Below are 19,812 nucleotides of genomic sequence, written 5' to 3'. Positions count from 1 at the left end.
AATACGGCGACCAGACCGCCGGCAAAGCGTATTGAAATTCTTGAAACCGGTGGCAGCGTTTTTTGTCAAGTGACAGTTAATTGACGGCGGAAGATTTCAGAAAACAGTCTGTCGGGCGGCCTGTTGAATCTTTTTATCGACGCGGGTGGAGGCTTATGGGAACATATTTTGAATTTTTAAAAAAAGCGTATTTTTTTCAGGATCTCACGGACAATGAAATCAAAAAAATTATCAATGTATGCCATAAAAAGATATTCGAACCAGGAGATATCGTCTTCATTGAAGGGGATAAAGCGAATCGGTTTTATATTGTCATTTCCGGCGCGGTCGAAGTATGGAAAGACTTCAATACATCGAAAGCCGAATTGCTCGCGGTCCACGGTCCGGGCCACCTTTTCGGTGAAATGGCGCTGATCGACGACAAACCCCGGAGTGCGACCATCGTCGCGGGAACGCGTACGCAACTCCTTTATATAAGCGGAAAGGATTTCCAGAAGATTATAAGGGAGAACTCCTCAATCGCCCATTCCATTTTAAAAAGCATCACTTCAATGGTTCGAAAAAGCAATGAGAGTTATGTGGAAAACCTGCGGGAGCAGAACAAGGAACTCGAGCGGACAAACAAAGAACTCAAGGAAACACAGGAAGAATTACTTCGGGCGGAACGGCTTTCGGCGCTCGGAAAATTTTCATCCCTCATTCTCCATGATATAAAAAACCCCCTTTCCATCCTGCGGGGATACGCGGAGATGATCCAGATGAACCCACAGGATCAAGAAAAGGTAAAAAAGAACGTGGCAAAAATTATTTCGGAAGCGGACAGAATCAACCGGCTCGCAAGTGAACTCCTCGATTTTTCCAAAGGCGATATCCGGCTTACCATCTCGATCGTCAATATCGAAGAGTTTATCAATCATTTCATCGATTCGATCACTGACAAGTTCAACGCACTGAAAATAAGAATCAAAGCGGATATCGAGTTCAAAGACTCCATTCTCATGGACCGGGAAAGAATGCTCAGGGTTTTTCTCAATCTTGCGAACAATTCCGCCAACGCGATGCCAAACGGCGGCGAGTTCTGCATAAAAATATCGAGTAAAGATACATACCTCTACTTCGAAGTGAGCGACACGGGGGAAGGAATGAGCGACGATGTACTCAAAAAAATATTCGAACCCTTTTTCTCGTTCTCAAAAACTGGCGGCACGGGGCTCGGCATGAGTATCGTCAAGAGTATCATTGACGCGCATGAGGGCGTGCTTTCGGTATCGAGCAAGGAGTTCGAGGGAACATCCTTTACCATTGCCATCCCGATCAAAAATTAGCCCGAATATTTCACGTAATCACTCAGCGCCGATTATCGCAAAACGCCCGTCATGTTCGACAATGCCTTTTCGACATTTTCCCTGTTGTTGAAGGCGCTTATCCTGATATAGTGCCTGCCGCACCTGCCGAAACCGCTTCCCGGCGTACAGACGACATGAGCCTTTTCGAGAAGAAGATCAAAAAAAGCCCATGAATCTTCCCGTATATTCACCCAGATATAGGGAGAGTTCACGCCACCGGTACATGTAAATCCCAGATTCCCGATCCCTTCCCGGATAAGATAAGCATTTTCAAGATAATAATCGGCAAGCGCTTTCACCTGTTTTTGTCCCTCTTCAGAATACACCGCTTCCGCCGCACGCTGGACCGGATACGAAACGCCGTTGAATTTGGTTGTATGCCTTCTGTTCCAAAGGGGATGAAGGGGGTGCGGATTACCGGATGAATCGTAGCCCTTACACGCTTTTGGAACGACCGTATATGCGCACCGCGTCCCCGTGAATCCTGCTGTTTTTGAAAAACTCCTGAACTCTATCGCCACCTCCTTTGCCCCATCGATTTCATAGATACTGACGGGCAGGGATTTGTCGCGTATAAATGAAACATACGCCGCATCGTAGAGTATGAGCGCCTTATTTTCCCTCGCGTAGCGGACCCATTTTTCGAGTTTTTCCGCGGATATGACGGCGCCGGTAGGGTTGTTCGGGAAACAGAGGTAGATGATATCGAGCTTCTCTTCCGGTATATCCGGAATAAACTCATTTTCCTCAGTCGATTCGAGATAATTGAGTCCGCTATATCTGTCGTCTTCCATGCATCCGGTTCGTCCCGCCATGACGTTCGTGTCGACATAGACGGGATATACCGGATCGGGCACCCCTATCTTGTTCCCGGTCGCAAATATTTCCTGTATATTCGCCGAATCACACTTCGAGCCGTCACTGATGAACACTTCATCCGCCTCGATATCGGCACCTCGCGATCGGTAATCCATCTCCGCTATTTTCTCCCTCAGAAAAGGATACCCCTGCTCGGGACCGTAACCGCGAAAGGTCGCATTGTCGCCCATTTCGTCCACCGCATTCCGAAATGCCTCGACACAGGCCGGTGGAAGAGCCCGGGTAACATCGCCGATACCGAGTTTTATGATTTCCGCCTCCGGATGTTTCTCCTGAAAAACCGCCACTTTTTTGGCAATTGTTGAAAAAAGGTATGAAGATTTCAATTTCAGATAATGTTCATTGATTGTCATCATGATTTGCCCCTCACATCAAAATCGGCTCGATTACCGCATAACCCGCATCCGAAGAATTCCCGGTATATTCGGATGCGGCACGACACCGAAAGTCAACAATAGAGATTTTGGATGAGAATGTCAATTATCCCGCGATATTCCCTGTTCCCCTCATCCGTCAATCCCCGATATTTTTTACGGTTTTTTATAACGGGCTTTACTTTTACCGGTCAAATGTAGTATATCATGTGTAATGAAAAAGGCGGGAATACTCCTGTGTTGCTTTCTCATTACCTCTCACCTGTTTTCGGAAAGCCGCGGAAAACCTGAATTAAAGGCGGCATGCGCATGTTCGGTTGATGTTGAAAGTAATGAAATTATCTATGCGAAAGATATAGAACGGGTCATGTATCCGGCAAGCATAACAAAACTTGTCACCGCAATGATGTTAGCCCGTGAAAAAAAACCCGAAGATGCACTCTCTTATACCACACACTCGAGGGAGACGATTCCATATATGCTCGATCTTTCCCCCGGAACGACAATATCGGCAAAGGATGCCATGGATGCACTTCTTCTCTTTTCCGCGAATGATATCGCACTGATGATTGCGGAAAACACAGGGGGGAATGACGAAAGATTTGCCGGTATGATGAACGATCTTGCCTCCGAACTGAACCTCCGTAAAACTCACTTTACGAACCCGAACGGTCTTCACGATCCGGATCACTACACGACCGCATATGATCTGAGTATTATCGGCCGGAACCTGTATAACTATCCATGGATTCTTGAGACAATGGCGAAAAAAGAGAGTTCGCTTGGCATAGCGCCGGAAACATCCATACAGATCAAAAACAGGAACAAACTCGTCGGATTTGAGGGATGCACCGGAGGGAAAACGGGCTGGACATCGGAAGCGGGCAGGTGCCTGCTTGCCCTCTATGAAAGAGACAAAAGGCGTATCATCGGTATTATCCTGGACTCCGTCTATGATTATGGAGATACCGTCGTCTTCGACGATATGTCCTCATTGATTGCCTACAGTTATAAAGCAAAAAAAATACCGATTCTTAATCCCGGCGATTGCGTAAAAATCATTCCGTATTCATTTCGCATTTTCCCGTGGTTCGGTCCCGTAAAGACAAGAATCGTTACCTATCGCGTTCGGGAGCCGGTCTTGTGTTATATGCATGGTGAGCCGCTCACGGTATTCTTCAAACCCGATTATTACGATCCATGGCATCTGGATAAACACAGAAAGGCCGGAAGCCTCGTGATTGCGGGCATAGAGTTAAAGGATGAATATCCCGTTTACCCGGATATTTCGACACACGATATATTACGGGAAGATATTCTCCCCTTTTATGCGGCTGTTATCGCACTGTCTTGCTTCATCGTGTTCTGTGTAACGATTGTCGTCATGCTCGGAAAAAAGCGGACTGTATAACAGCGGACACCCTGTCGTCGCGTATCATTTCCGTATCCGATTCATTGTATCGTTTATTTTTTCATCGAGGTTTTTTTTGAAACCCGGAAACGGTAATAAAACGATCAATTTCCGGAAAAACCGGAGCATACCGATAATCATCGATCTGGCAAACGGGGTTTTTGTCGCCCTGATGCGCGGTTTGAAGGATTTATCCCCGGCCGACGGCGGGTAATATTGATCTGCGTCCTTTGTTTCTTCAATGACAATCTCTTCTTCTTCCCCGACCGTAATCTTTTCATCCAGATCCGTGTTCAGAAATTCGTCCGGCGTTGTTTCAACGGAAACGGGAGAAAGCCGGTTTTCTTCCGTTTCCGCTGCACCATCATCTTCATCCGTTTCCTTCTTCTCCGTTTCAGATTTTTCATTGTTTGGAACCATATCGTCGCGATCGCCGGTATCAATTCCGGCTTTATCCACGTCATCGATATCTTTTACCGCTTCTTCCGTCCCGTCCGTTCGCTCCGGAAAATCCGGCCGATGTGTAAGCGCGTCCACCAGTTTTTTGATATCTTGCCTTTTTTTCTCGTCCTCCGGAAGTAAAATGGTATTTTCTTCGTCGAGTTTGCTTCTTACCTTTTGTATATAACCACGCAGTTCGTCTCTGAGTGATTTCGGTTTTTCCTTCTTTTTCTTCCGTCGTTTTTTTCCCCGTACACGGAATGCATGCGGACCGGGTCTTCCCATGTTATCGAAAGAATTTTGAGAACCCGGAGAAAATACCGGGATCGGGATAAACCGGCTTTTTGACGATTTGAGTGTTTCGGTGAGGTTTTCTATACTCTCGGACAACTTTCTGAATGTTTCCTCACGCCCGTCGCCAATGGGGAGTACATGATCTTTAGCCGGGAGAACAGCAAGGGGCTTTATTTCCGTTTTTTTCTCCCTGTTTTTCTCTTTCTCCGGCTTTACGTCATCCTTTTCTTCATTGAAGCCGGGCGGTGATTCTTTGCGGATTTCCGTATGTTTCAAACTTTTAAGAATTTCTTCCTGTTTTTCCTGCCGGGATTTGATTTTTTCTATGTTTTCATAAAGTTCTTCATTTTTGAGAAGATCCGTATAAGGGGGCGGCTCCTCATCCCGGATTTCGACATAAGTATCTTCGATATCGGTCCCGTCGACGATAGTTATACGCTCTTCCTCTTCTTTCACCGGAATAAAGTCTTCTCCGGTGCCGGATTTCAATAATTTTGCGGCGTCCAGGGGGCTGTATACTGAATCCGATTCATCGATCGAACTGTCGGAATCACTCTCATCAAGCCCGAAATCCCGAAGGTGTGCGCTGTCATTATAAAGCCCCTTAATAAACTTTTTCTCATATTCGTTTGTCGCTTCTTCGTACAACGCGAGTGTCTCCGAAAGATTACTGAGATCGATTACCGAACCCCTTTTCCCCTGTATCGTAATAAGCTCGCCGACCACTTCGATCGCCTTCTCCGGATCTCCCATATTCCTGTAGGTTTTTGCCAGGTAATAATACGGCTCTACCGACCGGGGTTTTTCAGTGACGATCCCGGCAAGCAATTCGGAAGCCTGCTTCAGATCGCCCTGCTTGTAATATAACTCACCAAGCAGCGACCGCGCGTCAGTATCTTCCGGATGCCGTTTCAGGTATTTTTTTGTCTCCTCCTGTGATTTTTCAATCTCGTTTCTTTCATTCAAAACCACGGCCATATCGAAATGAAACGCTTTCCGTTCGGGATCGATTTTCTCGAGTTTTGCATAATATTCTTTTGCCTCTTCCTCCCTGTCGCTTCTGAGATAGAGATTTCCCAGTGCCCTGAGGGTTTCCGGATGGTCCGGTTTTTTTTTAAGAATGTGAAGGAATTCCCTCTCGGCCGCCCTGTATCGTTTGAGTGAGAAAAGGATGGTGGCCATACGAAAACGCGCGTCATGATCATCGGGATTTATCAGAAGAAGTTTTTCCATCTCGTCAAGCGCTTCGTCATAGTACCCCTGATTCGCAAGAAGAATCCCCAGATTCATGCTTGCACGATGGTATTCCGGATTGATATCCCGGGCTTTTCGGTAACATGCTGTTGCTTTTTCAATTTCCTCGAGTTTTCCATACTCGATACCGAGATTGTTGATCGCTTTCACATTTTCAGGCTGAATCCTCAATACCTCTTTGAAAACCGCGCACGAATCCTCATGACGTCCCATTTTACCGAGTACGACACCCAGATTGTTCAATGCGTCGGTCCAGCCCGGACGGGATTTCAATGCCAGTTCGAAATGGCTTTTCGCTTTTTCATACGCTCCCCTGTTCTCCAGGATGATACCGATATTATAGTTCAAAAGCGGATTGTTGACATCATAACGCAGCCCTTTCAGGTAAATATCGAGTGCCTCGTCATATTTCCCCTGTCGTTCGAGTATCGTGCCCATATTATTGTACGTGAGGACAAAGGATTGATCCCGTTCAATCGCTTTCTTGAAGAATTCGACAGCCTTATCATACTCCCCTGTTTCCCTGTACACATTCCCGATATTATAGAGAATGTCCGCGCGGTCCTTCGCAAGCCGTAATGCCCGGTCCAGATTGGAAAGGGCTTCCGCATATCTTGAGCTTTCTTTCAACGCGATTCCCATATTGTTGTAAACATCGGGGTTGTCTGTCTTCAATCGAACGGCTTTGCCGAATTGTTCAATAGCTTCATCCGGCCTGCCTGTACGGAGGCACACATTGCCGAGTAAGACATATGGAAGATAATATTGCGGTTTTTCCTTAATCAGTTTCTCGAGCAGGGTTTCAGCCAGATCGTATGCGCCCATCTTCATCGCGCTTTTAACGCGTATGAAGATTTCCTCGACAGTCATATTTTTCATTCCAGAAGACCGGACGGCCGCGCGCTCACTTCAATGGAAAAGATACTTCTATGCGGAATTTCAGCGGAATCATACGCGACAATGGCGAAATAATAGAGTTTTCCGTTTTCCAGTCCGTCGAGTTCATACTTGTTCACATTACCGACATTCACTGGTGAATCACCTCCGCTGCTTCCAGTTCCATGATAATGGCCCGGTGCGTTCCCGTAATAAATCTCATAGCCCATTATATCATAAAAATTGACCGGCTTCCAGTAAAGCGTCACCTTTCCGTTTCCCGCAATCGCATACACATCGGCGGGGGGCGGCGGAGGCATATCAGGTTCATATCTGATTGTGATGCTTGAGAGAGAAGGTGAACGGGTTTGCGAGCCGTCAGGGTAAAATTCGACAAGAAGCTGCACATATTTTCCCCTGACCTCTTCACTAAAGGCGTCACCGGGTTCGAACTGAACCCACTCACTTTCCAGAGACGTGTATGTAAAAAGGGTATCGGCCGTTCGATAGTAAAAGTATAAATCGGTTGCATCCGGAGTCGCGTAAACGGCATCGATACAGGTTATCCGTGTGCCCGTATACCCGAGATCGAAAACGCCGCTCGTCACCCGTCCCGAAATCCCTTCATATCGTCTCAAGACCGGTTTTTCCGTAAACGCTTTCTCGATAAGAAACTCATCGAGGAGACCGGTATACTGCTTTCCCACTTCAAGGTTGCCGGACAGAATATTGCCGATAACCGGAAGACAAATCGTCCCTCCGTCCGAGTTGTCCGTTGTCGCGTACTCGATCGCTTCGGGAATCCCGTCGACACAATATTCGAGTAAGCCGCTTCTGCTGTCGAATCGCACCATATGATGATGCCAACGGCGGGGAAGCAGGGGTGTTATCCCGTACAATTTCATTGAATACCCTTTCCGGTCAGGCGGCACAAAGAAATTCGTAAAATTCCAGAGAAGCCGCCGATTCCGGAACGTGCAGGAAAGGGCCTGATGCAGCACTCCTTCACCGGCGGTCCTTACCCCGTCCCAAGAAAAAACCACCTCCCCGTTTCCCAGGGTGACCGGATAAAGCCAGAAAGAGATGGTAACATCGGTCCACCAGATTCCCGGACTAAAAAGGGCGTCATTCCGGGGCGTGATTGTCAGTGTGTTTATGTCTCCGTCAAAAAGACCGCTTCCTTTTCCAAAAGCCGTCTCTACTTCGGAGACGAGTTTCATCTCCCCCCCGATATAATAATGGGCGCTTTCATCCGTGAAATTATGCGAATCAAAATTGATCATCAGATCGGTCTGTTCCCGGGCAGAGGCCCCGGCGTCCGCGAGAACCAGATCCAGATCACCCCACCGTCCCCTTTTTTTTGTAACGGACTCGAAGCTGATTATATCCTTCCAGCCGTCTTCCCTGCCGATCGTTATCCCGGATTCAAGCGGGAAAAGCGTTTCGATGGAGAGAACACCGATGAGACATACTCGCAATATCATAAAGAGAAATGGCTTCATATATATTCATTTTCTATTATCGGCATTGTGAAACGATGATTAACCCGGACTTTACACAGGAAGAAAATATTTTCCGATCGAACCGGTTCCATATCCGGAGTACCGAAAGGTCTTTTCCGGGTGGACATCCAGACGGAGGCACAAAAAAACCGGGCGGATCCCTTTTCACGGGACCGGCCCGGTGTCATTACTCGTTCAGGTTATGAGGGTTTAAACGGATCCTTCCGTCTTTGACGGAGGTATCTACCCGTCCGCTTTTCCCCTATATCCCGTCCTGTCCGCTTCTTACAGCGGCGGATAGGCGTTCTGGAGAAGAACGTCAAACTGCGCCTGGAACCAGCGGCCCGCATGGGGTGCGCCTTCCATAGCGCCGGTACCGACATTTCCCCATTCGTTTGTCCCGGTGGGGCTGCACATCTGGTCGTGTGTCTTGGCCGGATCGTTCGGGTCCTGGGCGCCCGGAGCGCTGATACCGTCCGATTCCCCCGGAGGCTTGACCCAGACATACGCGGCGACGCCGGATGTCGGATTGGCGCGCGGCCGTTCACCGAGTCCGCTCGCCTGGTTACACCAGTTACCGCGGTGGAGACGTCTGTCCACGCGTGATTCATTGACGTAGGTATTGAGATCGCTCGAGCTGCTCACCCGTGTCGGCCGCTGCGAACCGCCCCATCCGTTACGGGAAGTATCGATACAGAGATAGATGGTGCTCGGGAAGCCCCTGTTTTTAAGCTGTGCGAGCATATCGCGTCCAAAGTCGAGTTCGTCGAAGTAGGGATTCCATTCATAGAAGGTGGCCGATTTGATCGCCTGGCCGCCGACCTGCTGATCGGGATTGGTCAGGTAGGGTTCCTCGTTCGGCGTATAGTTACACGGGTTGGTGATGAAACCTGAATAGCTGTTGAGGCCGTCGTTCGTTCCCCTCGCGACTCTCGCGACGAGGTCGGCGAAAGGCCCGAAATTGTCGCTCCAGCCGAGCCAGCCGGAATGCTCGAAACTCAAATGAATATAGGTGTTGGGAAGTGTCCTGAGCTGGTTGGTCGCATAGGTGATCGCGTCGACATACCCGCCGGTTCCGTTCGCTTCCGAACATAATGAAATGTCGAGATTCGTAATCAGGTTGGCGAGGGAGTCCTGTTCGAGGATACAGCAGATCCTGATGCCGCGGTAGGCGGGATCGCCCATGATCGCGACGATCGGGTCGATGTATTCCGTCCGGTACCGCGCGATGTCGCCGTTTGCGACAAGAAGCTCGCCATTGGATGCCGATGCGGAACAGTCACGGTTCGGCGCGTCATAGACCGATACCAGGATCAGGTTGGCGCCCTGTGACACACAATTGTCCAGGTGGCCCCGGAGTCCGATACCGTCGGTAATCGCACCGATTCTGTCCATCCAGACACAGGTGGGCTGGTTCGCGATTGCAGAACCACCGCCGTTTCTCGCTTTTTCAGACCAGATCGGATCGACATACCATGTCGAGCCTGACCATGGATTGCTGACGCGTGCTTCTCCCGGAGGATTGGTCACTGTCGGCGGGTTGGTTGCCGGCGGGTTGGTCACTGTCGGCGGGTTGGTTACCGTCGGAGGATTGGTCTGTCCCTGACCCGGGAACTGGGTGATAATCCCCACGTAATACTGTGCAATCAGAAGCGCATCGGTAATCGTAATGCTTCCGTTACCGTCAACGTCCGCTGCACTGGTGTAAAACGGTGAGGGATTCGACCCGACATAATACTGGGCCACTCTCAGGGCATCCGTGATGGAAATACTTCCGTCATTATTGACATCACCCAAACTTTGGCTGAAACCAGCCAGTGCTGTGATAAAAAGGAGACCCAGGACAAGGAGACTCACCCGGATTCCTTTCCCACATACGCTTTCTTTTTTCATTAGATTACTCCTTTTTTTTATTAGAAATCATTTACGTTTAGTTAATCATATACCTTTTTCGTCATAAAGCTCATCGTTTTATCGTCTAAAAATATGAACTGAATAATGAAACAGGGTATACTCTTACCATGGCCCATCTTATAACACTATTAAAAACATGTAAATCAGCCATTTCCCCATATCACCCTAGGGCTTTTGTCCTATAATAATACAAGATTTCCACAGGTACCGAACGGTTATACCTTCTTCCCCACAATCATCATAAAATCAACCAGGGTATTCCAAAAATCATTCCGAATCCGGGAATAAACCGGCCCGGGCATTTTTTATCGTTGGAACGCTTCTATCCTGATCTTGTACAGGATATCCCTCGGATCGTTTTTAACCCTGAACGACAGATAAAAAATCTTTTTGTCTTCGGGAAAGGTAAAGCCGACCGGGAAAACAAGGGGAATCTGCAAAAACATATCCTTTCTGAGTTCCTCGACGGAGTAGCCGACTCCCGTGCCGTCGAATTTGAGGTCGATGATACTGATCGGCGACTCGATATTGCTCTTGATATTGATTCGGCGTTCAATCTGTTCGCTTGAGACTTTTTCCATGTCGACTTCGACGACCATTGGATTGACCTGGATCGGCGGGGGGACCTGATATGAATAATAAAGCACATAGTCCTTGTTTATCTTCCCCCCTATTCTGAGAATAATTTTTCTGCTGACGGGATCGTATTTTTGTAAAGGCGGCTGAACCGTGAATTTGAGGATATACTCTTCAAGCGGCTTTACGGTTTCAATCCAGGCGGTCGTTTTATCGTCCGGAAGAACGATATCCGTTACCTCAAACGGAGAATCCAGATTATATTTGATCGGGAAACTGCCGTGAAGGGGCTCTTCCTCATTCAAAATCATGCCAAGCCAGGTCGTTTTCGGGTTGATGACAACGGGATTGTAGACAATTCCCTTTAACACCAGGGAAATGCTTTCACGACCCGGTATGTTGGTATCGACATAATTGACCTTTCTTACTTCACCCTCGTACACGCCCGAATTGAAGGTCACCGGTATTCTCCCTGTTTCACCCGGTTCGACGGTTTGATCCCAGTCACCCGCGATAATGCATCCGCAAGTGGGCCGGACAAGCTTTATTTCGATCGTCTCCGTACCCAGATTCTTGAACCTGAAGACCGCCTCGACATTCTCGCCGGCATCTACGGTACCAAAATCTATAGTTTCCTTTTCGAATTTGATGTCAAAGGGTTTTTTTTCACATCCGACCGAGACGGATAAACAGAATGCGATGATTGTAAAACAGTAGATTTTTCTTGTCATAGACCTCTCCGATCTTGTTTTTATTTTCAACAGAAAATAACAAATATAGACAACTATTTCAAGACGTATGTATTCCCATCTCCCTTTGATCCGTTGTCATGAAGATAAAGACCGGCGGTTTTAGTTAAAACGCATGGCACTGGTTTTCGAACAGGATATCGCTATCGGGACCCCATGTGCCGGGCTCATAGACGACCATATCGGAAGCGTCTCCCCGCCAGGCATGCTCGATGGGATCGATAATCTTCCAGCATTCCTCAACCCCGTCGCTCCTCGCGAAAAGGGTAAGATCCCCCTGATAACAATCGAGGAGAAGCCGCTCGTAGTCGGAGATGGGCTTTCCGGTGATGTAGTCCGTATAGTTGAACCGCATATCGACGGACATCATCTCCATGCCCTGTCCCGGTCTTTTGACGCCGAACCGGATCGAAATCGATCGTTCCGGCTGTATCCGAAGAACGAGCTGGTTGGGAATACCGCACACTTCATCCGGTATCGCGTTGAACATCCGCAGGGGGGGTTGTCTGAAGGTGATGACGACTTCCGTCAGTTTTTGCTCAAGCCGTTTTCCGGTACGTATATAAAAGGGAACCCCGGCCCATCGCCAGTTTTCGACAAAAAGCTTCGCAAACACAAATGTTTCGACCGTCGAATCCCGGGCGACATTTTCTTCCTCGCGGTACCCCCTGTATTGCCCGCGAACCACCTCCTTGATGTCGACCCTCTTCACGGATTTGAATACCTTTACCTTTTCATCCCGCACCGCATCCGCAGTAAAAGCGGCGGGCGGTTCCATGGCGATAAGGGCCAGTATCTGGAAGAGGTGGTTTTGCACGATATCGCGCAAAATGCCGGCTTCCTCGAAGTATTTCCCCCTGTTTTCCACCCCGATATTTTCCGCGACGGTAATCGTGATATAATCGATGTAATTCCTGTTCCAGATCGGCTCGAACATACCGTTTGAAAACCTGAACGCGGAAATATTCTGAACGGATTCCTTACCAAGATAATGATCGATGCGGTAAATTTGGTTTTCATCGAAATAACGAAGAATCGTTTCATTGAGTTCCCGCGCGGTCGGCAGGTCCACACCAAAGGGTTTTTCGATGATAATCCGGTTGAATCCACCCTCACCTTTTTGCGTCGCGATAGTATGTTTCGCCAGCGCCGTTATAATCGGTTTATAATAGGACGGCGGGGTCGCGAGGTAAAAAATCACTTTTTCTCTTCCACCGAGACGTTTCCCGATGGCATGAAAGGTGGATTCCTCTAGAAAATTTCCGCTTATATATTCAATATTGGACCGTATTTTTTCCGGCGCTTTCACATAATCGAAAAATTCTTCCAGAGAGAGTTCGCGGGTTGCCGCACCGATAACGGCGATATCCGGGGGCAGCTTGCCGCGTTCGATCAACGTCGAGAGTGCGGGAAGTATCTTGCGTCTGCTCAAATCCCCCGTCGCACCAAAAAGAACGATCGCATTTCCCATATAAGACTGCAGCGCTCCTTCACCGGAAGCCGGGTATTCACCGTATATTCCCCCGTCACCCGGAGAGAACGGTTATCCTCATTGCACGAAAAATATCGGCTTCCTCATCGTAATGATTGACGATTATAGAGGATTCATCGATGGCGGTCAATCGGCTGAGTATAAACGAAATGAAAAGCCGCCCGTCAACCGTTTTCCGGCGCCGTCTGCCGGCGGCGTTGTTCGTCCGCTTTTGGTTTCAAAAAAAACGAGACACCGATGAGGACGGAACCGACACAAATGGCGATAATACTTTCAATCTGAACTCTCAGAAGTATTTTCGAGATGATGAGAACGAGGGCCGAAAGAAGATACTCCGGTATTCTTTCAGAGAAAAACTCTTTCATTAAAAAATCCGATGTGATTGTGTTGATCGGGAGAAAGAAAAGACCGGCCGAGAGGATGACGATTCCCGGTATACGGAGTGAAAGCCCGGGTTTTCTATGCAGAAGGATGATGAGGATGATGATAATGACGGCTGCAATCACACTCACCGTCAGGGCGGGCTGTATATATCGAAGATACCTCCTCACTGTCTCGAGATAAACCTCACCGTCTCCGTTCATGATTACGGCCCCGATATCTATAGCCTGCGGCATTTGCGAAGCATAGCGATCCCACCACATATCGACTTTTTTTTTCGCGATCTGTCTGAATTCGGGCGGCTGGGAGGAGATCAGAACATCAAGGTAATCATAGACGAGTACCCTGATCTCGCTTTTTACGTTTTTAAGCGGGACAACGACATCGAGGTTTTGCGTTTTCCCGAGTATATAGTCATAGAACGCGCGTATGGGAGTCCCGAGACTGTTTTTAACAAGTGCTTTTGTTTTTTCTTCAAATGCCCGCTGTATATCCCTGGGAATAGCGCCGTCAATCCGGGCAAGCATCTCCTTCAACTCATCGGGGATTTCCCCGCTTCCTGCCTGCTGTATTGCGTTTTCGATCATGTCGGATACATCGATACTTCCCAATGCGCCGATGACAAAATCAGCGTTCAAGACGGTGCCGCTTACGGCAACGAGAACTACCGTAACGATCAGGCATAAAAACAGAATAATACCCGCAATACAGGTAAATGTCCATTTCAGGATACTCACTCCTCATAGTATAGGTGACCTATCATAAAAAATCAAGCGGATATAACCGTTTCAATAAACCGCGAGGTTTCGAGAAATATAATTGATAAAATACAGCTTGAATGCAGATTTAGGCTTGACAAAATAACACCCGCCCATTTATCCTTTTATCAAATGCCCGAATTCGAGTTAACCCTTACATTGGGACAATTTCTTCTTCCGCCTGTTTGCACGGGTATTCTCATCATCGGCACGATCTTCTTCCTCTATATATATCTCAGAACAAGGGAAACACTCTATATTGCCGTTTTTTTTCTCGGTTTCTTCGGTATTATTTTTGTCGGAAGCGAAACCCTCATCCTGATTTTCGGCGGTTGGTTTCACCTTTATGAACCCGGTATGGAGTTTCACCGGATCGAGCAGCTGGGGGGAACATTTTTTCTTGCCGTGCTTCCCTATATCATGGCTTATTTGCTTCATCTGGGGGATAAATGGAAAAGAGTCAACCTGATACTTTCAGTCATCGGTATTTTTGTCACCATGGTTATTCTTCTTTGTGCCTTTATACGACCGGACAGCTTTATCTCAATGAAGCACCACAATGCCCGCTGGCTTGTTTCGGAAGCTTATTACGGGCGCGGGGCCGAAGGATGTCTCATTACGGTCAGGGATATCCTCCTCGGGATATTTATCGTCTACGGTATTATCCTTACTATTTTCGATTTGGCCAGACACCGCGACTTCCGGTCGATGGGACCCGTTCTGATCGGTATCTTCTTCGCTTTTTACGCCGCAATCGTCGATATTATCTATCAATACGGCGATATCATGCTCGATCCGTTCCAGGGCATCCACTTTTCCAGGTTCACGGCCGGGATTACGGTCGCCATTGTCTGCATCATGGTTTCCGTCATCATGCAGTTTATCGACAGGACGAAAGAAGTGACGATCGCCTTCCGGGCCCTCAATTCGACAAACGAACGCTTCAGACAGATTTCCGAGACAATCAGCGAGGTTTTCTGGCTCATCGATACGAGACAAAACAAGCTGCTCCACATCAATCCCGCCGTTGAAAAAATATGGAAAATTCCCCGAACCGCACTCTACATTTACCCGGAAACATGGCTTTCGTCGATTCACCGGGAAGATTATGAAAAGGTAAAGACGCTGCTTGAAAATCCCGACATAAAAAACGGAGAGGAAATCGAATACAGAATCGCCTGCAAAGACGGGAGTACCAGATGGATACGGGAAAATTATTTCCCCCTGCGCGATGAAAACGGTGCGATATACCGGCTCGTCAAACTTTCGGCCGACATCACCGGAAGGAAAAAGGCGGAAGAAAATCTCGCCTTTTTGGCATATCACGATTCACTGACGTCGCTCCCGAACCGCAAATCATTTTACATCGACCTCGAGCGAACACTCGCCCTCGCAAAACGCTCGCAAAAAGAAAACATAAGGGGCCTTCTTTTTCTCGATCTCGATCACTTCAAACTGGTCAATGACACCATGGGTCACACGACGGGAGACGAACTTCTCATCCGGGTCGCCGGACGCATAACGAACTGCCTGAGGGAAAGCGACAGTATTTACCGTCTCGGGAGTGACGAGTTCACTATTATCCTGACATTCCTCACCAATTATACGGACGCCGCGCTTGTGGCCCAGAAAATACGTCACGTCCTGGAGGAACCCCTCCTCATCGCCGGCCAGCAGATAATCGTCACCGTGAGTATCGGTATTTCACTGTTCCCGAAAGACGGTCTTGATATGGAGACCCTGATCAAAAACGCCGATATCGCCCTTCTCGAAGCGAAAAAAACGAAGGACACCTACCATTTTTTTACCGAGGCAATGCAGAAAAAAGCGGTACACCGAATGCAGACGATCACCAATCTTCGCAACGCCTTGAAGAAGCCGGAAAGCTTTCTGCTTCATTATCAGCCCCTTGTCGACAAGAACGGTTCCATTATCTGCGTCGAAGCACTCGTCAGATGGATGCTCGACGGGACCATTGTGTATCCCCTCGATTTCATTCCCCTCGCCGAAGAAACCGGACTCATTCTTCCCCTGGGGGAACTCATTCTGGAAGCGGCGTGCAAACAGCAGAAAAATTGGATCCAGGATGGGATACAAAAGGTCTCCCTCGCTATCAATATTTCCCCGAAGCAGTTCAGGCAGAAGGGGATCATCGATATTATCAATCGAATCATCGACACCGCAGGTATTTCCTATAAGGATATCGATCTCGAGATCACCGAATCGTGCATAATGGAAGACCGTGAAAACGCGATACAGAAAATAATAGCGCTTGTCCAGAAGGGCACGCGTTTTTCCATCGACGATTTCGGAACCGGTTATTCTTCCCTGAGCACACTCCAGAAGTTTCCGCTGGCTTATCTGAAGATCGACAAATCGTTTATCGAAGAAATACCGGCAAACACCTACCACGTCAATCTGGTGAGGACGATCATCACCCTGGCGCACAACCTCGGCCTCAAGACAATCGCCGAAGGGGTCGAGACCGAAAACCAGTCCGATTTTCTCCGCGACCTCGGCTGCGATATCTTCCAGGGGTATTATTTCGGCAGACCGGTCCCGGCGGATGAGATGACGAGTCTTTTAAAACACAAGCGGCTTTAGCGGCAGGGGGAGAAACATACGGAAGCCTGCAAGGACATCCGCTTCATTTTACACGTTTACCGTTGTCAAAAACTTAATTGACGGCGACGGCGCTTAAAATCTCGCGGAAATATTCCTTGTAGGAATTGTTTCTTGAAAACATGATACTGATCCGCGACCGTGAATCGCCCAGCGAGCGTATGCCGAGTATCTCTTCCTTGAGCGAGATTTTGTTGTCCAGTGTCGTCAGCGTGATGGTATACCCGTCGATGTCTTTCACGCTCACCGGCACATTCAGACTGATTCCGCCGACACTGAGATCGATGGTATCGGATTCCACCGTGTCGTCGGACCCGAAACTGACGGAAAATTTTCTCAAATTCTCCGGAAGCCTATCGGCGCCGACCCGTTGTTCCTTTCTTCGTTCATACCCCGAACTTTCTCCCATCATTCCCCTCCGTTACGTAATTTGTATCGATATGCGGACTTTTTTGAATATCTCATTATACATGTAAATACCAACGTTTGCAAGAAAAAAATAACGGAGGTAATTGAGATTGTCATGTAACCTGCAATAAGACTGTCTCAATTACTTCACCACAAGGACCTTGCGGATCTCCTCGATGCCGGGCGCGACGATCTTGATAAAATAGACCCCCGAAGCCACGATTCTGTTCCCCCTGTTTCTTCCGTCCCACGTCACCGTATATTCACCCTGGTTCTGCCGCCCCCGCTGGAGGACATCGACGATATCACCCTTGAGATCGAAGACCATGATCGTGACGATCCCGCTTTTTTCGAGCTTATAGAGGAGGGTCGTCGTGTCCCCGTTCCCCGGGTTGATCACGTTGTTGAGGATCGTCACGTTATCTGACTGCCACGTGATCCCCTTTATCTCGAACGCCCACGGCCTCACCGTGCGCGGATCATCCGGTGAGGTGACGCGCGCGCAGAAGACCGTTCCGACCTGAAGGATAAACTCGACACGGACATTCTCCACGATCTCCGAATCGCTTTCTGGGACAATATAATCCCGCAAAGCGCCTGCGGCGCTGTTCTCGGCAAGGTCCCTCGCTTCGGTATTGGCCGCAGGAACGAGTACCGGAATGGATGCCGGCAGCCAGAGGTTACCGTTTTTAAACGAGGACGGGACATTCACGTCATAATGTATCCTGGTAGCCGCACCGGTTAGCGATGGCGCGAGGATGCTCGCTTCAAGGGTGATGTCCGCATCAGGCAGACCCTCCGTTCCGTCGAAAGCCGTTATCGTGTCCGTTCCGTCTGTCGCCCAGGCGGGCGCTATGACGCCAAGGCCGAGGTATGAAACCGGATGGACCGCCGTTCCGACCGTCAGCGTTCCCGTCTGATCGAAAATAGAGCCCGCCAGCGCGTTGAATGTATCGCCCGCTATCTCGTCTTCGGTAAAGGCGGCCCCGACCCTCAAAAAGCAGTCCGATACCCCGGAACCCGACTGCGTCAGGGGCGTAATGCCCGTCCCCGCTGCATAATTAAAATCGTTTTCATCGATTAAGGCCGACATCGTGGCATTGCCGTACACGTACTCCGAAAACCGGATGTACATATTGGAGCCGCCCGCCGCGGCAAGGGTGTACAGGAGGATCGGGGCGGCATTGTCGTCCGCGGGGGTCGGGAAGGCATCGATTGCGAGATACACCGATTCCGTCAGGTCGTCCATGAGGCTGTCGTTATATGTCACACGAATGCCGGGGGTCGCGCCGGTATCCGGGGTATCCCGTTCAACCAGATTGATAAAAAATTCGCTGTCCCTCGAACCGCCCCCGGTCTCGAAAGGCGTTATCGTATTCAACGTATAGCCGCTGACGGTCATTGTCAGTCCGTCGAAAACGTCATTAATATCCCTGTCCGTCACGATACGGATTCTGTCGATGAATCCGTCGGCATCTGAATCGATTGTCTGGCGGGTAACAATCGACACGTCATTGATAAAGTTCCAGTTGGTGTTGTTGCCGTTATTCGTGCTGTGATACGCGTCGATCTGTATTCCCCCGCTCGCGTTACTGTACGAAACGGCGACATACTCGATGCTGCTCGATGTGCCGACATTGATATACCACTGCGTCGTCGAACCCGACCGCGCAAGCGTCACCGCGTTTCCTCCCCCCGACGTCCCCTGAATGGTAAAGGTATGCTCCACCGTTTGCGCCTGTGCCGCCCCTTCTTCAAACTGAATTGTTTTCCCCGCAGCAGTACAGGTGAAATCGTAGAAGGTCGTGCCTCCCGTGATCACGGACGTCTTTCCCGCATCCGTAAAACTCACCATGTTGTTCCCGTGCGTGAACCCGGTTGCACCGGCATCGTTCGTCCAGTTCCCGCTTACATCGATCGAGTTTCCGTCCGCGTCTATCGTCCCCCCCGTTATCGTGAGGCCGTTTTCGACCGCCACCGCGCCGGTCAGCGTCCTCGTCCCGCTTGCGTTCTCGAGATCGTAGAACGTCCCTGTTCCCAGGTTCCCCGTCCCGTCGAACACCACCGTCCCGTCATTGTGCGTGTACGCCGCAACGCCCCAGTCGTTCCCGACCGTCGTCGTCCCGCTCGTCCCCGAATACGCCGATACCGTCATGCTCCCGGTTACGGACACGCTTCCCGCCCCCCCGGCAAGCGTTCCCGTCCCGCTTATGTCTCCACCCACGGACAGCGTGTTGCCGCCGATTCCGAGCGTCCCGCCGCCTGCAAAAACAAGGTTGCCCGATACCTCAAGATCGCTCCCGAGCGTCGCAGCAACTCCGTTGATCCTCAGGTTACTGTAGTCCACACCCGGACTCCCGTAATCCTGGATCGCTCCGTCCGCCGTACGGTATTCAGTTATCCCCGCCCCCGCGTCGATTTGACTCACGCTGCCTCCGGCCTCACGGTAGAGCGTCCCATTGTTGGTAAACGTCCCCGTCACCGCCAGATCGTATGCACCCGCGTCGAGTGACGCATTAAGCTGTATGGTAAGGT

General features: G+C 49.4%; 12 protein-coding genes. 3 read left to right on the top strand and 9 right to left on the bottom strand.

Features of this window, described 5'->3' with window-relative positions:
- Positions 1-155: 155 nt before the first annotated feature.
- Positions 156-1,325: a cyclic nucleotide-binding domain-containing protein gene (locus JW881_06560; protein ID MBN1697156.1), complete on the top strand. Its 1,170-nt coding sequence runs from the start codon at positions 156-158 to the stop codon at positions 1,323-1,325.
- Positions 1,326-1,357: 32 nt separating this feature from the next.
- On the opposite strand, the gene JW881_06555 is transcribed toward JW881_06560, so the two are convergent.
- Positions 1,358-2,581: an LL-diaminopimelate aminotransferase gene (locus tag JW881_06555; protein ID MBN1697155.1), complete on the bottom strand. Its 1,224-nt coding sequence runs from the start codon at positions 2,579-2,581 to the stop codon at positions 1,358-1,360.
- A gap of 232 nt (positions 2,582-2,813) precedes the next feature.
- On the opposite strand from JW881_06555, the gene JW881_06550 reads away from it, so the two are divergent.
- Complete coding sequence (locus tag JW881_06550) at positions 2,814-4,010, top strand: D-alanyl-D-alanine carboxypeptidase (protein ID MBN1697154.1); 1,197 nt, start codon at positions 2,814-2,816, stop codon at positions 4,008-4,010.
- Between the two features lie 24 nt (positions 4,011-4,034).
- On the opposite strand, the gene JW881_06545 is transcribed toward JW881_06550, so the two are convergent.
- From JW881_06545 to JW881_06520, 6 genes are all read right to left on the bottom strand, one after another.
- A complete protein-coding gene (locus JW881_06545) occupies positions 4,035-6,878 on the bottom strand; it encodes a tetratricopeptide repeat protein (protein MBN1697153.1) in 2,844 nt (947 codons plus the stop codon).
- A complete protein-coding gene (locus JW881_06540; GenBank protein ID MBN1697152.1) occupies positions 6,875-8,377 on the bottom strand; it encodes a hypothetical protein in 1,503 nt (500 codons plus the stop codon). Before JW881_06540 ends, JW881_06545 begins: the two co-directional genes overlap by 4 nt.
- Before the next feature lie 285 nt (positions 8,378-8,662).
- Entirely contained in the window at positions 8,663-10,270 is a 1,608-nt protein-coding gene (locus JW881_06535; GenBank protein MBN1697151.1) for a glycoside hydrolase family 6 protein, read from the bottom strand.
- 326 nt (positions 10,271-10,596) lie between these two features.
- A complete protein-coding gene (locus JW881_06530; GenBank protein MBN1697150.1) occupies positions 10,597-11,598 on the bottom strand; it encodes a DUF1573 domain-containing protein in 1,002 nt (333 codons plus the stop codon).
- A 124-nt stretch (positions 11,599-11,722) separates the two neighbouring features.
- A complete protein-coding gene (gene zwf, locus JW881_06525) occupies positions 11,723-13,087 on the bottom strand; it encodes a glucose-6-phosphate dehydrogenase (protein ID MBN1697149.1) in 1,365 nt (454 codons plus the stop codon).
- A gap of 185 nt (positions 13,088-13,272) precedes the next feature.
- On the bottom strand, positions 13,273-14,226 hold the full coding sequence (locus JW881_06520) for a hypothetical protein (protein ID MBN1697148.1): 954 nt from the start codon (positions 14,224-14,226) through the stop codon (positions 13,273-13,275).
- Positions 14,227-14,379: 153 nt separating this feature from the next.
- Between JW881_06520 and JW881_06515 the strand changes: the two genes are divergently transcribed.
- Positions 14,380-16,851: an EAL domain-containing protein gene (locus JW881_06515; protein MBN1697147.1), complete on the top strand. Its 2,472-nt coding sequence runs from the start codon at positions 14,380-14,382 to the stop codon at positions 16,849-16,851.
- 73 nt (positions 16,852-16,924) lie between these two features.
- On the opposite strand, the gene JW881_06510 is transcribed toward JW881_06515, so the two are convergent.
- Positions 16,925-17,281: a hypothetical protein gene (locus JW881_06510; protein ID MBN1697146.1), complete on the bottom strand. Its 357-nt coding sequence runs from the start codon at positions 17,279-17,281 to the stop codon at positions 16,925-16,927.
- A gap of 138 nt (positions 17,282-17,419) precedes the next feature.
- A partial coding sequence (locus JW881_06505) for a T9SS type A sorting domain-containing protein (GenBank protein ID MBN1697145.1) occupies positions 17,420-19,812 on the bottom strand: 2,393 nt, incomplete at its 5' end.

Source organism: Spirochaetales bacterium (genome assembly GCA_016930085.1).
Lineage (GTDB): Bacteria > Spirochaetota > Spirochaetia > SZUA-6 > JAFGRV01 > JAFGHO01.
Note: the sequence above shows the minus strand (reverse complement) of the source record. Positions and strands in the feature narration are given on the sequence as shown.

Bases quoted from the DNA above. Each gene is read 5' to 3' on its own strand.
- JW881_06545 (MBN1697153.1), bottom strand. From the start codon at position 6,878: ATGAAAAATATGACTGTCGAGGAAATCTTCATACGCGTTAAAAGCGCG.
- JW881_06515 (MBN1697147.1), top strand. From the start codon at position 14,380: ATGCCCGAATTCGAGTTAACCCTTACATTGGGACAATTTCTTCTTCCG.
- JW881_06555 (MBN1697155.1), bottom strand. From the start codon at position 2,581: ATGATGACAATCAATGAACATTATCTGAAATTGAAATCTTCATACCTT.
- zwf (MBN1697149.1), bottom strand. From the start codon at position 13,087: ATGGGAAATGCGATCGTTCTTTTTGGTGCGACGGGGGATTTGAGCAGA.
- JW881_06550 (MBN1697154.1), top strand. From the start codon at position 2,814: ATGAAAAAGGCGGGAATACTCCTGTGTTGCTTTCTCATTACCTCTCAC.
- JW881_06510 (MBN1697146.1), bottom strand. From the start codon at position 17,281: ATGATGGGAGAAAGTTCGGGGTATGAACGAAGAAAGGAACAACGGGTC.
- JW881_06560 (MBN1697156.1), top strand. From the start codon at position 156: ATGGGAACATATTTTGAATTTTTAAAAAAAGCGTATTTTTTTCAGGAT.
- JW881_06540 (MBN1697152.1), bottom strand. From the start codon at position 8,377: ATGAAGCCATTTCTCTTTATGATATTGCGAGTATGTCTCATCGGTGTT.
- JW881_06530 (MBN1697150.1), bottom strand. From the start codon at position 11,598: ATGACAAGAAAAATCTACTGTTTTACAATCATCGCATTCTGTTTATCC.
- JW881_06535 (MBN1697151.1), bottom strand. From the start codon at position 10,270: ATGAAAAAAGAAAGCGTATGTGGGAAAGGAATCCGGGTGAGTCTCCTT.